Source organism: Candidatus Moraniibacteriota bacterium (assembly GCA_035390125.1).
In the GTDB taxonomy this organism is placed as follows: Bacteria; Patescibacteriota; Minisyncoccia; order Moranbacterales; family GWC2-37-73; genus DAOOTD01.
Map to the genome: position 1 here is coordinate 22,467 of DAOOTD010000003.1, position 18,199 is coordinate 40,665.

14 protein-coding genes are annotated in these 18,199 nt (G+C 34.0%); all 14 read right to left on the reverse strand.

What is annotated here, in order from left to right:
- Position 1: 1 nt before the first annotated feature.
- Positions 2 to 682 carry a nucleotidyltransferase family protein gene (locus PLR68_03705; protein HOW60824.1) on the reverse strand — a complete coding sequence of 227 codons (681 nt, stop codon included), beginning with the start codon at positions 680 to 682 and terminating at the stop codon, positions 2 to 4.
- Between the two features lie 12 nt (positions 683 to 694).
- Positions 695 to 3,127, reverse strand: a complete 2,433-nt coding sequence (leuS, locus tag PLR68_03710; protein HOW60825.1) for a leucine--tRNA ligase — start codon at positions 3,125 to 3,127, stop codon at positions 695 to 697.
- A gap of 31 nt (positions 3,128 to 3,158) precedes the next feature.
- Positions 3,159 to 3,977, reverse strand: a complete 819-nt coding sequence (locus tag PLR68_03715; GenBank protein HOW60826.1) for a bifunctional 5,10-methylenetetrahydrofolate dehydrogenase/5,10-methenyltetrahydrofolate cyclohydrolase — start codon at positions 3,975 to 3,977, stop codon at positions 3,159 to 3,161.
- Positions 3,978 to 4,152: 175 nt separating this feature from the next.
- A complete protein-coding gene (tgt, locus tag PLR68_03720; GenBank protein HOW60827.1) occupies positions 4,153 to 5,259 on the reverse strand; it encodes a tRNA guanosine(34) transglycosylase Tgt in 1,107 nt (368 codons plus the stop codon).
- A 55-nt stretch (positions 5,260 to 5,314) separates the two neighbouring features.
- Entirely contained in the window at positions 5,315 to 7,225 is a 1,911-nt protein-coding gene (locus tag PLR68_03725; GenBank protein ID HOW60828.1) for a hypothetical protein, read from the reverse strand.
- Positions 7,226 to 7,291: 66 nt separating this feature from the next.
- The gene (gene recO, locus PLR68_03730) at positions 7,292 to 8,011 is read right to left on the reverse strand and encodes a DNA repair protein RecO (protein HOW60829.1); all 720 of its coding nucleotides are present in this window, start codon (positions 8,009 to 8,011) and stop codon (positions 7,292 to 7,294) included.
- 68 nt (positions 8,012 to 8,079) lie between these two features.
- On the reverse strand, positions 8,080 to 8,256 hold the full coding sequence (locus PLR68_03735) for a hypothetical protein (GenBank protein ID HOW60830.1): 177 nt from the start codon (positions 8,254 to 8,256) through the stop codon (positions 8,080 to 8,082).
- Positions 8,257 to 8,269: 13 nt separating this feature from the next.
- A complete protein-coding gene (ileS, locus tag PLR68_03740; GenBank protein HOW60831.1) occupies positions 8,270 to 11,215 on the reverse strand; it encodes an isoleucine--tRNA ligase in 2,946 nt (981 codons plus the stop codon).
- A gap of 31 nt (positions 11,216 to 11,246) precedes the next feature.
- Complete coding sequence (locus PLR68_03745) at positions 11,247 to 12,365, reverse strand: hypothetical protein (protein HOW60832.1); 1,119 nt, start codon at positions 12,363 to 12,365, stop codon at positions 11,247 to 11,249.
- 269 nt (positions 12,366 to 12,634) lie between these two features.
- Complete coding sequence (locus PLR68_03750; GenBank protein HOW60833.1) at positions 12,635 to 13,114, reverse strand: NUDIX hydrolase; 480 nt, start codon at positions 13,112 to 13,114, stop codon at positions 12,635 to 12,637.
- A gap of 52 nt (positions 13,115 to 13,166) precedes the next feature.
- A complete protein-coding gene (locus PLR68_03755; GenBank protein HOW60834.1) occupies positions 13,167 to 14,336 on the reverse strand; it encodes a glycosyltransferase family 1 protein in 1,170 nt (389 codons plus the stop codon).
- Between the two features lie 13 nt (positions 14,337 to 14,349).
- On the reverse strand, positions 14,350 to 15,933 hold the full coding sequence (argS, locus tag PLR68_03760) for an arginine--tRNA ligase (protein ID HOW60835.1): 1,584 nt from the start codon (positions 15,931 to 15,933) through the stop codon (positions 14,350 to 14,352).
- Positions 15,934 to 16,012: 79 nt separating this feature from the next.
- Positions 16,013 to 17,158 carry a hypothetical protein gene (locus PLR68_03765; GenBank protein HOW60836.1) on the reverse strand — a complete coding sequence of 382 codons (1,146 nt, stop codon included), beginning with the start codon at positions 17,156 to 17,158 and terminating at the stop codon, positions 16,013 to 16,015.
- Positions 17,159 to 17,239: 81 nt separating this feature from the next.
- On the reverse strand, positions 17,240 to 18,187 hold the full coding sequence (locus PLR68_03770; protein HOW60837.1) for a hypothetical protein: 948 nt from the start codon (positions 18,185 to 18,187) through the stop codon (positions 17,240 to 17,242).
- Positions 18,188 to 18,199 lie beyond the last annotated feature (12 nt).

Below are 18,199 nucleotides of genomic sequence, written 5' to 3' on the forward strand. Positions count from 1 at the left end.
GCTAAATAAATTTATCTATAACTTCTTCGGCTTTCTTTATGTCTTCGGGATAACCAACTGGCAACCATTGCAAAGCCTGCAAAATCTTTACTGGATAATCTTGCGCCATTTTGGCCAAAGTTTGAGGAAGACCAAATTCAGTTTCACTAATGGGAACCAGGTCATAATCAAAAAATTTCTCATTTAATACAAAGGCGTTTGTACTAATTAAAGCTTTTTCTTTTAATTGAGGCTTTTCTATTATTTCAATCAGATGACCACTTTCATCAGTTTTTAAAACACCAAATCTCGTTGAATCTTCAACTTCGAAAGCTAAAATTGCCAATTCATAATTCAGAAGATCCTTTAGATCTTCTTTATAATAAAGATCGTCTCCCATAACCACCATAAACTTGCCTTTTAATAAATCTTTGCAGGTATGCACTGCCCCGCCGGTGCCGTTTAATTTTTCCTGCACAACATATTTGATTTTTCGTCCATTGAACTCATCTCCGAAATATTTCTGAATCTGGTCACCAAGATGATTAATAACAATAATAACTTCGTCAACAATTTCTGGCAAAAAATTTATAGTATACTCCAAAATTGGTTTTTCCTTAACTAAAAGCATCGCCTTGGGAATATCATACGTTAATGGTTGCATCCGTGTTCCCTTTCCAGCGGCTAAAATCACTGCTTGCATAATTTTTTATTTTTAACTGATTACGATATTTATTAGTCTGCCAGCAACAAAAATTATTTTCTTTATTTCTTTGCCTTCAATAAATGACTTTATCTTCTCCCTTTCCAAGGCTGTTTCTTTGGCTTCGTCTTCCGTCACGTCTGGTGCCACAAAAATTTTGTCACGTAATTTTCCATTTACCTGTACAACCATCTCTATTTCTTCTTCTTTGAGATATTTTTCGTCAGCCTCTGGCCATTTTTCTTTAAATATTGATTCTTTATTACCCAATTGTGACCAAAGCTCTTCAGTTATATGTGGAGCAAAAGGGCTAAGAACAGTCAGGAATAATTTATATTCAGAAGCCATTAAAACCTTTTCTTTTTCCATGGCATTTACTAAAATCATCATTTGTGAAATTGCAGTATTAAATCTAAAGTTTTCAATATCTTCTGTAACTTTCTTTATAGTTTTATTGAGCAATATTTGAACATTATTATCTGCTATGTTTTGATCGCTGATTTTTGATTGTAAATTCCAAACTTTTTCTAAAAATCTCACGATACCAATTATTCCCTTTGTATTCCATGGTTTCATAGCTTCTAGTGGACCCATAAACATTTCGAACATCCTAAGTGCATCAGCGCCATATTCATCCACAACTTTGTCCGGGTTAATGACATTGCCGAAAGACTTAGACATTTTACGACTGTCTTCAGCTAAAATTATGCCTTGGTGTCTTAGCTTTAAAAATGGTTCATCAAAGTTAACATAGCCTAAGTTATGCAAAACCTTGGTAAAAAATCTGGCATAAAGCAGGTGTAAAACTGAATGTTCCGCTCCTCCGACATACAAATCAACCGGCAACCATTGCTTCAGCATTTCCAGACTAGCAAATTCTTTGTCATTTTTTGGATCACTATAACGCAGATAATACCAAGATGAACAAACAAATGTGTCCATAGTATCTGATTCTCTTCTGGCTTTTTCGCCACAATTAGGACATTTAACATCATGGAATTTTTTAGATTTCACTAATGGTGATTCGCCTGTCGGCATGAAGTCAACATCATCCGAAAGCAGAACCGGCAGATTTTTTTCCAGTGCTGGAACTTCACCGCATTTATCACAATAAATTATTGGAATTGGAGCACCCCAATATCTTTGACGCGAAACTAACCAGTCCCGCAATTTGTAGTTTACAGTTCCATGACCAATTCCCTCTTTTTCCAGCCACTGGGTTAGTTTTTTACGGGCTTCTTCTGATGTTAAATCATTATACTCGCCAGAATTTACTAAAATACCATCTTCCGTATAAGCCCTTTTTTCAATTGATGATTCTCCTTCTCTGCTTTTTATGACTTCTTCTATTTTTAAATTAAACTTCTTGGCAAATTCATAATCTCTTTCATCATGAGCCGGCACAGCCATGACTGCGCCTGTGCCATAGTGCGCTAATACAAAATCAGATACAAAAAGCGGAATTTCTTCTTTCGTAAATGGATTAATAACTTTCATTCCCTTTAATTCAATGCCTGTTTTTTCCTTAGTTTCTGAAATTCTTTGCAGTTCCGATTTTTTCTTAGCTTCAGCAACGTATTTTTTAACTTCTTTCCAATTCAAGATCTGAGATTTAAGATCTGAAATTACTTTATGTTCAGGAGCAATCAGGGCAAAAGTCATACCAAAAACTGTATCTAAGCGTGTGGTAAAAACTTCCAGATATTTATCTGTGTCGATAATCTGCATTTTAAACTGTGCGCCTTCTGATTTGTTTATCCAATTTTTCTGCGCTAATTTTGTTGACTCCGGCCAGTCAACTTTATCCAATCCATTAATAAGTCCGGATGTTTTTCCTTTATCTTCAACAAAATCAGTAATCTTAAAAAACCACTGTTCCATATCTTTCTGAATAACTTGATTCTTACATCTTTCACAGATTCCACTTTCTGCTTGTTCATTAGCTAAAACCGTCTGACAAGATTCACACCAGTTTACCTTGGCTTTTTTCTTATAAGCTAATCCGTTTTTATAAAGCAGAAGAAAAAACCACTGCGTCCATTTATAATATTCCGGATCAGCTGAACAAATTTCTCGCGACCAATCATAAGAAAAACCCATTCTGTTCATTTGTCCCTTGAAAGTCGCAATGGCTTTTCTAGTTGTTTCTAATGGATGAATTTTTGTTTTAATTGCGTAGTTTTCTGCCGGCAATCCAAAAGCGTCCCAGCCTTGAGGATGCAGAACATTTAGGCCTTTCATCCTTGAATATCTGGAAAGAATATCGGTCGCCGTATAACTTTCCACATGTCCGACATGCAAACCATCTCCTGATGGATATGGAAACATATCTAAAATATATTTTTTTTCTTTTTTTGAATCATTTTCAGCAAAATATAGCTCTGGGTTTTTCCCCCAGTAATCTTGCCATTTTTGTTCAATTTTTTTATGATCGTATTTTTTCATGTGTTTATACTACCATAAATAAAGACTTTTATCAATTATTTTCCTTTTGTTGAGCCTTAAAAGCCAAATATACGTTTTCCAAAAGACAGGCAATTGTGACAGGGCCTACTCCTCCTGGAACAGGAGACAAAAAACCATTTTTTTCTTCTACTGAAGCAAAATCAACATCTCCTATAACTTTCCCATTAAATTTTTCAATTCCACCATCAATTACAATGGCTTTGTCTTTAAGCATTTCTCCTTTTAATAATCCACAATGTCCAACAGCGCTTATTACAATATCAGCTTTTCTGATTTTATTCATATTTTCAGACATATTTTTTGCAATAAGATATTCTGTTTGAATGTTATTTTTTAAAAGCATTTTTGCCATAGTCTGTCCAAATTCATCAGAATTAGCAATAACTATTGCTTTTTTTCTTTCTAAATTTTCTCCGCTGCTTTCCAGCAATAATAAAATTGCCTGAGGAAAAACAGGACTGAGTGCACTTTTACCGGAAAAGCCGTCGGCATCTTTTCTCGGATCGATATTGGATATTATTTTTTTAGCATTAAGAATTCTTGGCAAAGGCATTTGTACAATCATTCCGTGAATGTTCTTATCATTATTTATTTTTTGTATAAGATCTATAACTTTATTTTCAGAAATATTTTCTTCCAAATCAAATCTTTGAAAATTTATGCCTATTTCCCTGGCTTTTTTTTCTTTAAGCGAAACATAAAGATGCGAAGCCTCGTCTTTTCCAACCAGAATAACAGCCATCCCTGGTTTTTTGTTGCTCATTGAAATATCGCTTTTTAAGCGATTCAGAATTTTATCGGCAATTGGTTTTCCATATAACAATATCATTTTTTAGTTTATGGCTATATTTATTATTTTTTAATTATACCCTTTAAAAACAAAAAGGGGCAAATGTTTTTTATTTTTTTAAAACATAAAAAATAGCAAAGAAAAATTTAACACAAAAATAGAGAAAAATCGGTATTGATACCGATTTTTCAACTTACCAAAACATTAACACTCCTTACTGTAACTTTTTCATTAATTCCAGATAAAAATTTAGGTTATGCAATGAAGCTAATTTCAAAAAAAGAGGATCCTTTGATTTAATTAAGTGATTAAGGTAAGCTTTAGTATAATTTTGGCAAGCATAGCAATTGCAATTTTTATCAATAGGTGTAAAATCATTCCTGAATTTTTCATTTCTGATATTTATTGTTTTATAAAAATCCTTTTTTTGTATGTCTTCTTTTTTCCAAATAAATAACCTACCGTGCCTTCCTTCCCTTGTTGGAATAACACAGTCAAACATATCCCATCCCATATGCACACATTTAACAATATCTTCTGGAGTTCCTACACCTAAGGCAAATCGCAATGATTTTTCAGGAATAAGATCAGCAGTAAATTCCAAAACGTCTTTTAAAAATTTTCCTCCACTGTCAACGTGCCTAGCTCCAAATCCATAACCGTCAAATCCTATTTTTATAAGATTTTCTGTACAATATTTCCTTAAATCCTTATATTCCCCTCCTTGAATAACCCCAAAAAGAAGTGGTCGATTTTTTTGTTTTATTTTTCTTTTTTCAATCTGTTTTCCATATTCAACTTTACATCTTTTGGCCCAAGAAATTGTCCTTTCTACTGATTTTTTTATTTTTTCTTTGCTGTAATTATTTGGCGGTGGGTCATCCAAGCAAACCATCATATCTACCCCTAAATCAAACTGTATTTGCATGGCTTTCTCTGGCGTTAATTCATGCCTTAATCCATCCAAGGGCGATTTAAAAATAACCTTTTTATCAGTAATTTTGCCCATTTTTGGATTTTTATGAATAAGGGAAAAAACCTGGTAACCTCCACTATCTGATAGAAGTGGATTATTCCAATTCATGAATTTATGGATACCACCCGACTTAGTTATAGTTTTAATCCCAGGCTGAAGGTATAAATGATAGGTATTTACAACCATAGGACCCATGCCAATTTTTTTTAAATCATTCTCGGAAAGAGACCTAACAAAACCCCTGGTTGCGTCAGGCATAAAAAACGGGGTTTTAATAACTCCGTTTTTAGTATATAAAATACCCTTGCGATGCTTTTTTTGTTGCGATAATAATTTAATTCCCATGAGATAACATCATAATCAATACGTTAGAACGTATAGAATAAATTTAATTATTAGATTACTTGATGACCTTACCGGCATACCCTACCTTGGGATCTTCTGAAAGCTGAGTATTTTTTTTCTCTTTTTTTATGTTTATATTTTGTCCTGTAAAACTATCGGTTGCGCTTAAAACAGATTCATTGAGAAGTGTAATGAACTGACCAAATTGGTTTAGCTGTGGAGTTATTTCAACTTGAAATGCAACTTCTCGTTTAGGCTTTAAAACTCCCGTCGCCGCATTTATATCACCAGCATCCCAAATAACCTCGTTAGTTCTTTCATTGTATGAAATTTTCTCACCTTCTGGATATACTTTTCCGGTCCAGCGTACTCCCGATGGCAATGATGATATTATTTTTGTATTAGAAATATCATTGGAAATATTATCAACCAACCAATGCAAAGAGAAAGTAGTTGGTGATCCCACCTTGATAGGCATAGGACCCGTATTTGAAATCTTTGAATCATTATAAAATCCTTGGACATTAAAAAGTACTTTTGATGAAAGTTTCAGCTTTAAAACATCACTGCCTATGATCTTATTCGCATTATTGGTCACTGGAATATCTGGGCTATCTATTTTTGCAACAGAAGAAACTATAAAGTTTTTGTCAGATTCTTTTTCTACAGGAATCATTATTTTTACAGGGATTGAAAAGCCAACTGATCCTGATGCCTGAGGACTAATATTTTTTAGCTCTGGAATTTCTGATGCTTTCCAGGTTATTAACCCTGTTTGTTCGGAATAAGATCCTCTGTCTACTTTTATTTTTGAAAAATCAAGAATATTTCCCTTAATTTGAGCGGTTATAATAGCATCACGAAGACCCACAGAACCAGTATTTACATACTGGATTACATAAGAAAGTTTTTCTCCAGCATAAATAAAGTTTGAATCTTTTTTATATAAAGATTGATTTATTGTAAGAATAGGAGAAATTATGTTAGTTTTATATTCTTGTTTATCAAAAATTGAAAAATTTCCATCCTCTCCAATGTGCCCGAGTGAGACAGAAATAGTTTCTTGATCTCCACTTTTGCCTTCAAGCTGACCATGAATTATTATTTTTCCGCTTTGCCCTGCTTCTAGGCTCAGTATATACCAATATGCATTTTTTTCAGATGGGTTTGGTTGCGCATCATTAAATTCAAATCCCTGAGGAAAATCAACCCTGATTTGTAAATCACTTATATTTTTTATATCATTGTTTTTATACTCAATCACATACTCAACTTCATTTCCACTAACTATTTCTTGCGGAGCCATTATATTAATTGAAATTGGTGAACCAGCTATTCTTACGCTAATTTCACTTTCCGTTGAAAGACTTTCTGAAGAATTAGCTGGAGTAAAAATAAGAGATGCATGCATATTAGCAGGAAAATCTTTGGGGGCATAAAAATTTCCCTTGAAATCAACCGTTCCTTCATTTTTTGGTTCTATAGTGCCTATATTTATCAGACTTGAACCAAGGCTTAGGTATTTAACATTTACATTGTCAGATGATGGCTGAAAATTTTCAGTATAAGTTAATTTAATCTCAACATTTTTCAAGGCAATACGATTATCATTTTTATAATGTATTGTGTACTTAGTGGGTGCAGTGCTATCAACTTCCCTAGGTCCGTCAATATACACCGAAACCCGATCTTGATTAAATGCACTTTTTTTCCACCAATTATAAGTAAAATATCCAGCTAAAGAAATAATAAACAATAAAATGACTGATGAAATTATCAATATCATTTTTTTTTGTTCAGGCGAAAGGCCTTTTTTGGGCCTGCTCCAGTTTTGTTGTTCGTCAAAAGGACTAGGTTGTTCGGGAAGAGATTTGTTGGGATTATATTCGTTCCTTTCCTGGATGCGCTCAGGAACTACATTTGAATCATATTTATACAGTTCTTTATTGAGATCATTTAGAGACATAATTTTTTGTATATTTTTTTATTTTATACCTGTTTTTATAATACCATAAAATGAGTGTTTTTCAAGTTAATTGTTCCACCTCAAAAACTCATTAACTACCAAAAGAGTGCTGTCACAATCTTCTTTAGTAGCCTGTATTTTTGCCAAAGTATTCATTTTATTTTGTAAAAACAATCGTATCATTTTTATAGCATTGGCACGTACAATAATTGCCGCATCTTGGTTTTTTTCAGCACAAGAAAAACACAATGTTCCCCCATGTTTTGCATTAAATATGGGTGAACTCTCGGAAAGTTTTTTACTGCAAACAACACATGAATTTACTTCTATGGTATACCCAAGTTCGGACAATAGTTTGACGATGAAGCCTAATTTTAGCAGAACATGCTTTTTCTTGTCTTTATTAACAGCACAAATATTAACAGTTTCTAAATAATTTTTAAGAAGTTCAAAAATAAAACGATCCGGATTTTCAAAATCAACCAATTTCTCAAATAAACCCAACGCAGAAAAAACTTCCAGAATTGCTTCACTTTCACTTTTTACGGCTGTGAAATTATTTTCAACAATAGATCCAGTAATTTTTCCAATTCCTTTGGTTTTAATGATAGTTATGTCTGCCAAAGTTATATTTTCAAGCATAGAAGCTAATTTGGCATTAGATTTTCTAACTCCTTTAGCCAGGGATTTTATTTTCCCACCTTCAAGAGTATAAATCGTATATGTACGATCAGTTTCCCCTACATCACGTTTATTCAAAATAATTCCAGTATATTTATATTCCATATCTTAATTATAAGCATAAAATTATGTTTAGGCCAAAGAAAAAGGCCTTGTTTTGCAAGACCTTATACTTAATCAAATAAGCGACCAATAAACTTAAATGGCAAACCGAGCACACAAGAAGCTGCGAGAGCAATTAAAAGTATTACGGCAAAAATCCATAAAACAGGATTTCTACCACAGCTTTTCGTCCAATCTTCTATGGCGCTCATGAAAGTTTCCCATTCTTCTTCGAGAATTTTTTTCATGTATCCTCCTTTTTTAGGCTTTCTTTATTTGCAATTTTATTTTTTCATCATCAATTTTAGCCTCTTTTTCGAGATCAAAATTGCTTAATTCTTCTGACTTTATATCTTTGGCTAAAACTTCTTTGGCTATTAAATTCTTAAATTTTTTAAAGACCTGAAACATTCCAGTATAGCCCAAAAATATGCGATTGTCAACCTCGTAACCTGCTTCTTTGCGCATTTCTTGGATAAAACGAATGATTTCCCTGGCTTGACCTTCCAGTTTTAAATCTTCAGTGATTTCAGTATTTAATTCCAAATTTTCTTTAATACTTTTGTCAAAAGAAGCATTTTTTACATTAACTTCTTCTTTTATAATTTCTATAAGCTCTTTTCTTATATCGTGATTTTTAAATTTTAAATCAAGAAGCGGCTGTCTTACTTTTATTCCTGCTCTAGCACGAAGCTGCAGGGCTTCCGTGATTATATTTCTTGTTTTTTCCATTTCTCCATTCAGCCCTTCATCGATTAAATTTTTATCTGCAATTGGAAACTCTGCTAGATGCACAGACTCTTCTACGGTTAAATTCCTATAAATTTCTTCCGAAATAAACGGACAAAATGGCGCCATTAATTTAGATAACTCTACTAGTACATAATGCAGGGTCTGATAAGCCTGGTTTTTGTCATCATCATCCTCTGATTTCCAAAATCTTTTGCGACTCCTGCGTATATACCAATTGGAAAGATTATCAATGAATTTTTCAATTGCATAAGCTGAATTGTACATATCGTAATCTCCTAGCTTTTTATCAACATTCTCAATAAGAATATTAAGCTCGGAAATTATCCATTTATCTAATAGATTGGTAACTTTTGCATTATTTTTTACAGAAGGTTCGAACTTGTCGATATTCGCATACATCACAAAAAAGGAATAGGAATTCCAAAGCATGCGGAAAACCCTGTTCATTATGTCTCTTAAGTTTTTAACATCAAATTTTTTAGTCATTCCTGGCTGATTGACGGTATAAAGGAAATACCTCAGCATATCAGCTGAAAATTCATCCATAATTTTCATCGGATCCACAATATTACCTTTGGACTTGCTCATTTTTTTACCTTTTGCATCAACAATGTGCCCTAGGCAAATAACATTTTTGAAAGCTCTGCCTTCTGGAACTTTGCCGGCTTTCCATAAAAGATTAGCAATGGCATGTAGCGTGTAAAACCAGCCACGAGTTTGGTCGATTGCTTCAGAAATAAAATCAGCTGGAAAATATTTTCCATTTTCAATTTTTTTCTTATCTTCATCATTGGCACCATTAGGATAATGAAATTGTGCCAATGGCATTGATCCACTGTCAAACCAAACGTCCAGCACTTCTGACGTTCTTATCATTTCCTTACCGCAAGAACATTTTATTTTTATGTCATCAATAAAAGGCTTATGTAAATCTTCTATTTTTATGCCAGATGCGCTTTCCAATTCTTTCTGGGATTCAATCACTTTTATTTCCCCGCATTCACATTGCCAAAGTGGTAGCGGTGTTCCCCAATAACGTTCGCGAGAAATAGCCCAGTCCTTAACACCACGCAACCATTCGCCAAATCGCCCCTCTTTAATATATTCAGGAATCCAGTTTATATTTTCGTTATTTTTTACTAAATCATCAGATAATTCGCTCATACGAATAAACCAAGATGGTTTTGCATAGTAAATAAGCGGGGTGTCACAGCGCCAACAGAAAGGATATTCATGTTCATACAGCTCTTCTTGTAAAAATAATCCTCTTTTTTTCAAATCTTCAACAATCAATTCATCGACTTCAAATTTTCCGACAACATTTTTCTTTTTTACTGGAATTCCTTCTCCAGGAACATCAAAACCGACTATTATTTTTCCTTCTTCGTCAACAGTCAGCACTGTAGGCAAGTTATTTTCCCTGCCCACATTAGCATCATCTTCTCCGAAAGCTGGAGCGATATGAACTACTCCTGTTCCATCTGTTGTGGAAACAAAATCACCATGGATTATTTTATAAGCATTTTTTTCTTTAGATACACTGTAAAGTGGTTCATATTTCAGATCTAATAAATCCTTTCCTGAAATATCCTTGATTATTTCATATTTTGAATTTTTTAATACTTCTTCTATCCTGTTTTTGGCCAAAATAAAAAAATTATTTTTATCAATTTTTACTTTGCAATAAGTTACACCAGTATTTATTGCTAATGCCACGTTGCTTGGCAATGTCCAAGGTGTTGTTGTCCAGGCTAAAACATAGGTGTCTTTTTCTTCTGTAAGCTTAAATTTTATATAAACAGAATTATCTTTAATCGTCTGGTAGCCCTGGGCAACTTCATGTGAAGAAAGTGCAGTTCCACAGCGGTAGCAATAGGGTATGACTTTATGCCCTTTATATACAAGACTTTCTCCTTTTTTGTTTTTGGCCTTAAAAATCTGCGCAATTACCCACCAGACCGATTCAATATATTTATTTTCATAAGTTATATATGGGTTTTTCATATCCACCCAATAACCCATGCGCCTTGTTAATTTTTCCCACAGATCTTTATATTCCCAGACTGATTCTTTGCATTTTTTATTAAATTCAATAATGCTCTGCCTTTTGTCTCCTGGTACTATATTCTCAATATCTTGTTTATTTTTGAGACCTAAAGCTTTTTCCACTTGCAGTTCAACTGGTAATCCGTGCGTATCCCAGCCAGCTTTTCTTTCCACCCTGAAACCTTTCATGGTTTTATACCTTGGCACAACATCTTTGAATGCCCGCGCTAAAACGTGATGAAGACCAGGAGTTCCATTAGCTGTCGGAGGACCTTCATAGAAAATAAAAGATTTCTCGGGAGAATTTTTTTCTACTGACTTTTCAAATATTTTATTTTCCTCCCAAAACTTCAGGATTTCTTCTTCCATTTTTGGAAAACTTTGTTTGGCATCAACTTTTTTAAACATAAAATTAAATAAAAAATAAGTTATATTTATTTTAGCCTGCCCAATACCAATTTACAAATAAATAAGTGTTCATAGCCATTAGCATTGCTGAAACTATTATCCAAGAGTATTTTAGTATTTCGCTCTTGATAGAACCTCCTAAAATATAAATAGGAAATAATATTAAAATATACCTTCCTATACTCATTAATGTCCCCGTAGCAAAAGCAACTAATATTGTACTAGCCATATATATTGCATAGGGATATTTTTTTATTTTTAAAAGATATAACGATACTCCTAAACTGAAAATTGAATATATAATATCTAGATAAAAATTTGATAGAGAAGCGTTGGATAAAAATACAAAATGATCTTTGTTAAAAGTAAATGACCTTCCCCATGCATTTTCAATCTTAAAAAATAAAAGTGGATCTCCAAAAAATACCCAGTGATATGCAAAAAACAATAATAACCCTGTCGGTATAAGCAGTAGCGGTAATGACTTTTTCAATCCTTGCAAATTTATTCCTTCATTTATAAGAACTTGAACGACGAGTGGCAAAAAAATTAATATTCCTGTCACCCTGGTAAGTGAAGCTAAAAAACCTATAATGCCTGCCAAAAAATATTTCTTCTTAAAGGTAAAATAAAAAGCTCCCAATGAAAGGAATAAGAATAGTGATTCTGTATATACCGCATTCAAGAAAAAAGCTGTTGGGAAAATAAGTAGCAAAAAAACGGAAAATAATGGATCTGATTCTTTGTGAAATTCTCTTATCATCTTAGCCATGAGCATGCAAGATAAAACAAGGAAAATGCTACTAACTATCCATCCAGCAAAAGCAATGTTACCCAAGCTAAACATAGATATTATCTTAACAAGTAGCGGATACAATGGTAAAAAAACTAAATTAGAAAGAGTATCGTCCGCTTTTCTCTCATATCCGTTCTCAATTAAATTTATATACCAATTAGAATCCCAGCGTGAATGAATATTAATAATGTTCCATGACTTGTGCTGGTTATATCTTTCTGCACTAATCCAAGAATAAGCATCGTCTGCTTTTAGATTTAGCCTATTTACTGCCAATAAGCCAGCGGCATTTACAACAATCAGCCAGATTATGGATAATAGCAAAATATTATTTTTCATCATTATTTTAAACATACTTTGTTGTTAAATAAAAAACATCCTTAAAAAGTTATAAGGACGCTTCTGCGTGGTACCACCTTATTTTTCCCATCAAAAATATAACGGGACTTAATTTGTGCTATTACGGGCTTACCCGATGAGTTCTACTTGCCGCTCAAAGCCTTTAGCTAGGACGGATTTCTTCTCACAGCTGCCTTATTTTACGGCAATAGAGTGATGTCTCTATTATGGCTTTTATACGCTTATTATAACTAAAAAAAATAAAAAATCAAACCCAGAATCATTCATGTTCTATACACATGTTTACACTTATCATAAGATTCCCAACTGGTTCTTATTTCATCCTGTATCCCGTTTATGAAATCAACATCATTTAAATTATCCAGTGACTGCCACTTCCATTGTGAAAATTCTTTAGGATTTATTTGTGGCCCTTTCCCATTCACATATTTGTCAAAAAAACAGACAAATCTCACTCCTGGAATCTTTTTTTGTTCTAATTGCGGAGTTTCAATTTCATATATTCCAGAAACAATAGTTTTATCTACAACAACTCCAAGTTCATCAGCTATTTGTCTTTTGACTGCTTCTTCGAAGTTTTCCCCTGGAAAGACTTGCCCTCCCCCACATTCCCATTTCCCAGGATAAAGTTCCCGATCATTATTCCTTTTAGCAATCAAGATTTCTATATTATTTTTAGTTTCCCTAAAACACATCCCGGCTACATGAACTTCAATTAGATGTCTCTTTTCTTCCCGCGACATAAAATTATTTTTTTAAAAATAAAAATAGCAAAAATTGTTTTCTCGCTATTTTTTAATTTTTATTAAAACTTTTATAGATTTTTAATGTTTCCAAAGCTGTTTTATCCCAATTATATTTCTTTGCCTGTTCAAGCCCTTTTGCACGATATTGTCCACGAAGACTTTCATCACCCGCAAAAAGAGTTATGGCTTCAGCCAATTCTTCTGTATTAAGTGGATTAATAAAATATGAGGCATCACCAGCTAATTCTGGGAGAGATGCCACTTTCGAGATAATTGCTGGCGTTTGAGTTGCAAAGGCTTCTAGCACTGTCATGCCAAATCCTTCATAAAGCGAGGGCATAACGAAAAATTCAGCTCCATGAAACAATGGTACCAATTCATCGCCAACCACATATCCAGTAAATATAACATCCTTAGCCAGTCCTAAATCTTTGATTATCTGCTGATATTCTTGCGATAACCATCCGCGTTTTCCTGCTAAAACTAACTGATAATCGAATTTATTAGATTTTTTCTGTTTCTGTTTACGCTTAAAAATAGAGAAAGCTTCCAGTAAGCGTGAGATATTTTTTGAAGGCTCAAGGGTTCCTAAAAAAAGTATGTATTTTTTATTGATTCCATATTTTCCTAAAACTTTATTTTCATCCATATTCGGCTGGGTGAAGAATCTTTCATCCAAACCGCTATAAATAACGGATATTTTTTCATCACTTACATTTAAAAATTTTTTAACATCATTTTTTAAAGATTCAGAAACCGCAATAATTTTATCGGCTTTGCGAGCCATAAGTTTATTTATAACCCTATCTCGCGCTCTTTTTACTGCTGGTATATATTGAGGGATATTGAAGATTGCCATGTCGTGAAATGTTACAACTGTTTTACCTGAATAACTCATTGGGATCCTATTATAAGAAGACGTGGTATGTAAAACATCTAGCTTTTCTTTTTGCAGAGTAGCTGTGCCTAAAATTTCATTATAGGCCCCTGGCAGATATTTTTTATAATCAGAAAAGGGATAGAATTTTATCTGGACATTTGGTTTTGTGAACTTCTTAACATCTTTTTCACGCACACGAAAATCAAAGAAAATTACATACTCATTTTCTGTATCATTTTTCAGCAAGTGACGGATGAGCTGGTACGTATAATGTCCGATACCTATAGCATCCCCTTTTTCGGGATTTAATATGGATCTAGCATCAATTCCTATTCGCATATATTTGTTATTTTTACATTTTAGTCGGCGCACTGACACCTATCAAATTCAGGACTTCTGATAATACAATTCTAACAGAATTCACCAATAAAAGTCTACTCTTTGTTAATTCATAATTTTCTTCATCAATAACTCTGCACGCATCATAGAAAGAATGAAATCTATCAGCTAAATTAATTGCATAATGCGGTAATTTATGAACTTCATAGCTGAAAGAAATTTCTTCAACTAATTCCGGGAACTTATTCAATTCTTTTATAAGACCTATCTCTTTTTCGTGCGTTAATAAGGATAAATCTGCTTTATCCTGAATTTTAGATTTATTTAAAATACTACATATTCTGGCATGAGCATATTGCACATAAAATACAGGGTTTTTTTGGGAACGTTCTTTAGCTAAGCTTAAGTCAAAATTCATATGTGTGTCTGGAGAATATAAAAGAAAGAAAAATCTAGTAACATCATGGCCTATTTCTTCAATAAGATCATCAATATACACGACATTGCCAGCGCGTTTGCTCATTCTGGCTTCTTGACCATCTTTTATAAGGCGCACCATCTGAGATATAATGACACGGAAATCACCAATAAAACCAAGCGTTTTAGCTAAAGCGCGAAGACGAGTAATATATCCATGATGATCAGCTCCGAGTCCTATAATAATTTTCTTGAAACCTCTTTCGATCTTATTCAGCATATATCCGGCATCACCTGCTAAATAGGCTTTTTGCCCATTACTTTTTATTAAAACTCTATCCTTTTCGTCACCAAACTCAGTTGTTTTAAGCCAAACAGCCCCCTCTGATTCATAAGTTAAATTTTTGTCTTTCAAAAGTTCAATTGCCCTTTCAATATATTTTTTTTCTTGAATTTCTTTTTCATTCATCCATATATCAAAAGAAATGTGCATTTTTTCAGATGTTGTTTTTTTGATTTTTTTTAAAATTTGATCAGCAGCTTTTTCTCCTGCCTCTCTTATATTGGAAATATTTCCGTATGTTTTATTTAATTCATCAATATATTCTCCAACATAAGTAGCTTCTCCGTCTTTTAGCACGCTATGGCCCAACTTCTCAATTTGCTCTCCGGCATCGTTTACGTAATATTCATTAATAACCTCGAAGCCAGCTTTTTTAAGGACCCTTGAAATAGAATCGCCATAAAAACCACCTCGGCCATTGCCCAAATGCAGTGGCCCCGTCGGATTAGCAGAGATAAACTCATTGTTTACTTTAACCCCATTGCCATCTTTTGAATTTCCAAAATTATTTTTTTCACTATTTATTTTCCTGACAACTTCTTGCAAATATTTTTTTGATAGATGAAAATTTATGTATCCCGGAACTGCAATCTCTATTTTATCAAAATGTTCTATTCTATTTTTTATAATTTTTTGCTTGATTTGTTCTGCTATTTCTAGCGGATTTTTTTTATTTTTTTTACCTAAAATCATGCATATATTTGAAGTATAATCTCCAAATTTTTCATTTTTAGGATAATCAATAATAATATCAGAAATATTAAAATCAAGATAAACTTGATCTTCTTTCATGCTTAAAATAGCGTCTTTTATAATTCTTTTGATGTTTTTCTTCATATACTAATTATACATGGTCAGGCTTTTTGGGCAATAGAAAAATGCCCCAACTGGTAGGGGCATTTTTTATAAATTCTATTTATTCTTCCGTCCAAATACCTGGGCCTACTGGGCCGGAACATTTCTTGGTTCCATAGGCGTTAGAAATACATCCATTATCGCAAGTTTTGCCTTTGCAGGTGTTTTTTTCACAACCATTTGAGACACAGCAGGCACCGTCAGTTTTGACGCCATCCATAAGCTTGCAGCCATTATTGCATTGCTTGCCTTGGCAGGTTCTTTGCTCGCAGTTATCTGCCTGACAGCAGCTCTGGTTGGTATAGGAACCATTTAAGCTTCCATCCGTGCATTGTCTAGTTTCTTTGACACACTCTGATCCATAAGGTGCATAGCTGTCTTTATAGGCGTCGACTGAACTGCCGCTAGCTACAGTTGTGCCCCAAGGCGTGGTGCAGGGACAAGGTGCTACGCTGCAGTTTTGGTTGGTGGCTGTTCCGCTCAAGACTCCATTGGTGCAGGTTCTATTTTGTTTGACACTATCACAGGATGATCCGCAGGCTACTGAACTTGAGGAGTAGGCATCAACTGATTGACCATTATCTATTGTTCCCCCCCAAGGCAGAGTACAAGTAGGATAAACAGTAGGACCAGTTGAGCTACCACTGAAATTAATCCACCCTAACTCATCTGACCAAGCATACCCACTCAGTTTTCCATCTGATGCAACTAATACTCCATATTTAGACCCGTTTTGGGCTGTACCATTTAGTTTTATCCAACCTAGCCATCCTCCTGAATTACCAACTTTATAGGCATCTGCAATGCTCACTATCCTTGCCCAGCCTTGCAAAGTGTTATCAGCAACACGTTTTGACACACAATTACCATCAGGACAGCCACTGAGATATCCGCCAGAATTATCAAAGGCAATATACCCCAAATTTTCGCTCCAGGCATATCCGCTCAAATCACCTCCAGAAGAAGAAGTTGGTATATTTAAGCCATAAGAAACACTACCTCCTGCCCCTGAATTTATATTATTAGCGCTAATCCAGCCAACACCCGTCTTATTCCCAGCTCCGTCATCGCTTCCTCCCCAAAGCCAACCTGATCCGTTTTCTGATGTTCCGGCATTTACTTTTAAAATGCTTGCTACAGCAAAAATCATGCAAAAAACAATTGCTGCTATTCCATATTTGATTAAAAATTTTTTTTGTTTTGACATAAGTTAAAATTAATAAATATTTTAAAAATTAATTTTTAATAAAAAGTATAATCCGGAATATTTAATTTAATTTTTTATTATTTAATAACATCCTCTTTCAGTAATAGTTGCTGTGCAAGTTGAAGTATCATATGCCGAACATGTATAATCAAACCAATAATTTATGTATCTATAATTATCGACTTTGCATGTTTCCGCAGAAGCATTACTGAATACATGACTACCAGTAGTGCAAGAAACGGCTGGACATTTTGAAACATTATTAGTTGTTCCATTACAAGTTTTTACAGTAGTAGTTGAATAATTTTTATATGATGACCATCCACTTGGACAACTGCTTTGAGAAAATTTACAAAAATTCTTATCTCCATCACTCACCAAGATTCCACCTGCACTAGTACAATCATCAGTAGAATGATATGTTCCATAAAGAAATATTCTCCCTGAATTGTTTGTGCAACGAATATAAGCTGTCACGTCTGTACAACCTATATTCATACATTGCCATCCATTTTCTCCAATGGGCCTGCCCCCATAACCAGAAGAGTCACTATCATCGCATACATCTCTTCCCCAGCAACCGCCACCTACCATCGTATCACCGCTAAAGCAATATATAGGATCAGTGGTTTTAACTTCTCTAGTATAGAGAGGTCCTATGGTAGTACCCGCGTTTCCACTGATACTCATTTCGCTCAACCACTTACCAGTACTTCTCAAATAAACATCGTTAACGTCTATGTTTCCGCTAGCGCCTTTATCTGGATTTGGGGTTTGTGTCCCAACTCCCACATTACCATGAACAAAAAGACTGTTTAAAACATCTAAAAATGCTCCGCTAACACCCAAGCTTCCTGCCTTGTTTTGGAGAATATCACTTGTATTTATTGGGGCGCCAACATTGCCATCTGGAGCTGTTGCAGTCGGTTCAGTCCAAGCTTTGGCAAATTGAATGACACAACCAAGAGTTATTCCGATTATAGCTACGCTTACCCAATATGAGATACCCTTCGTTGTTTTTAATTTCATAATTTATATTTT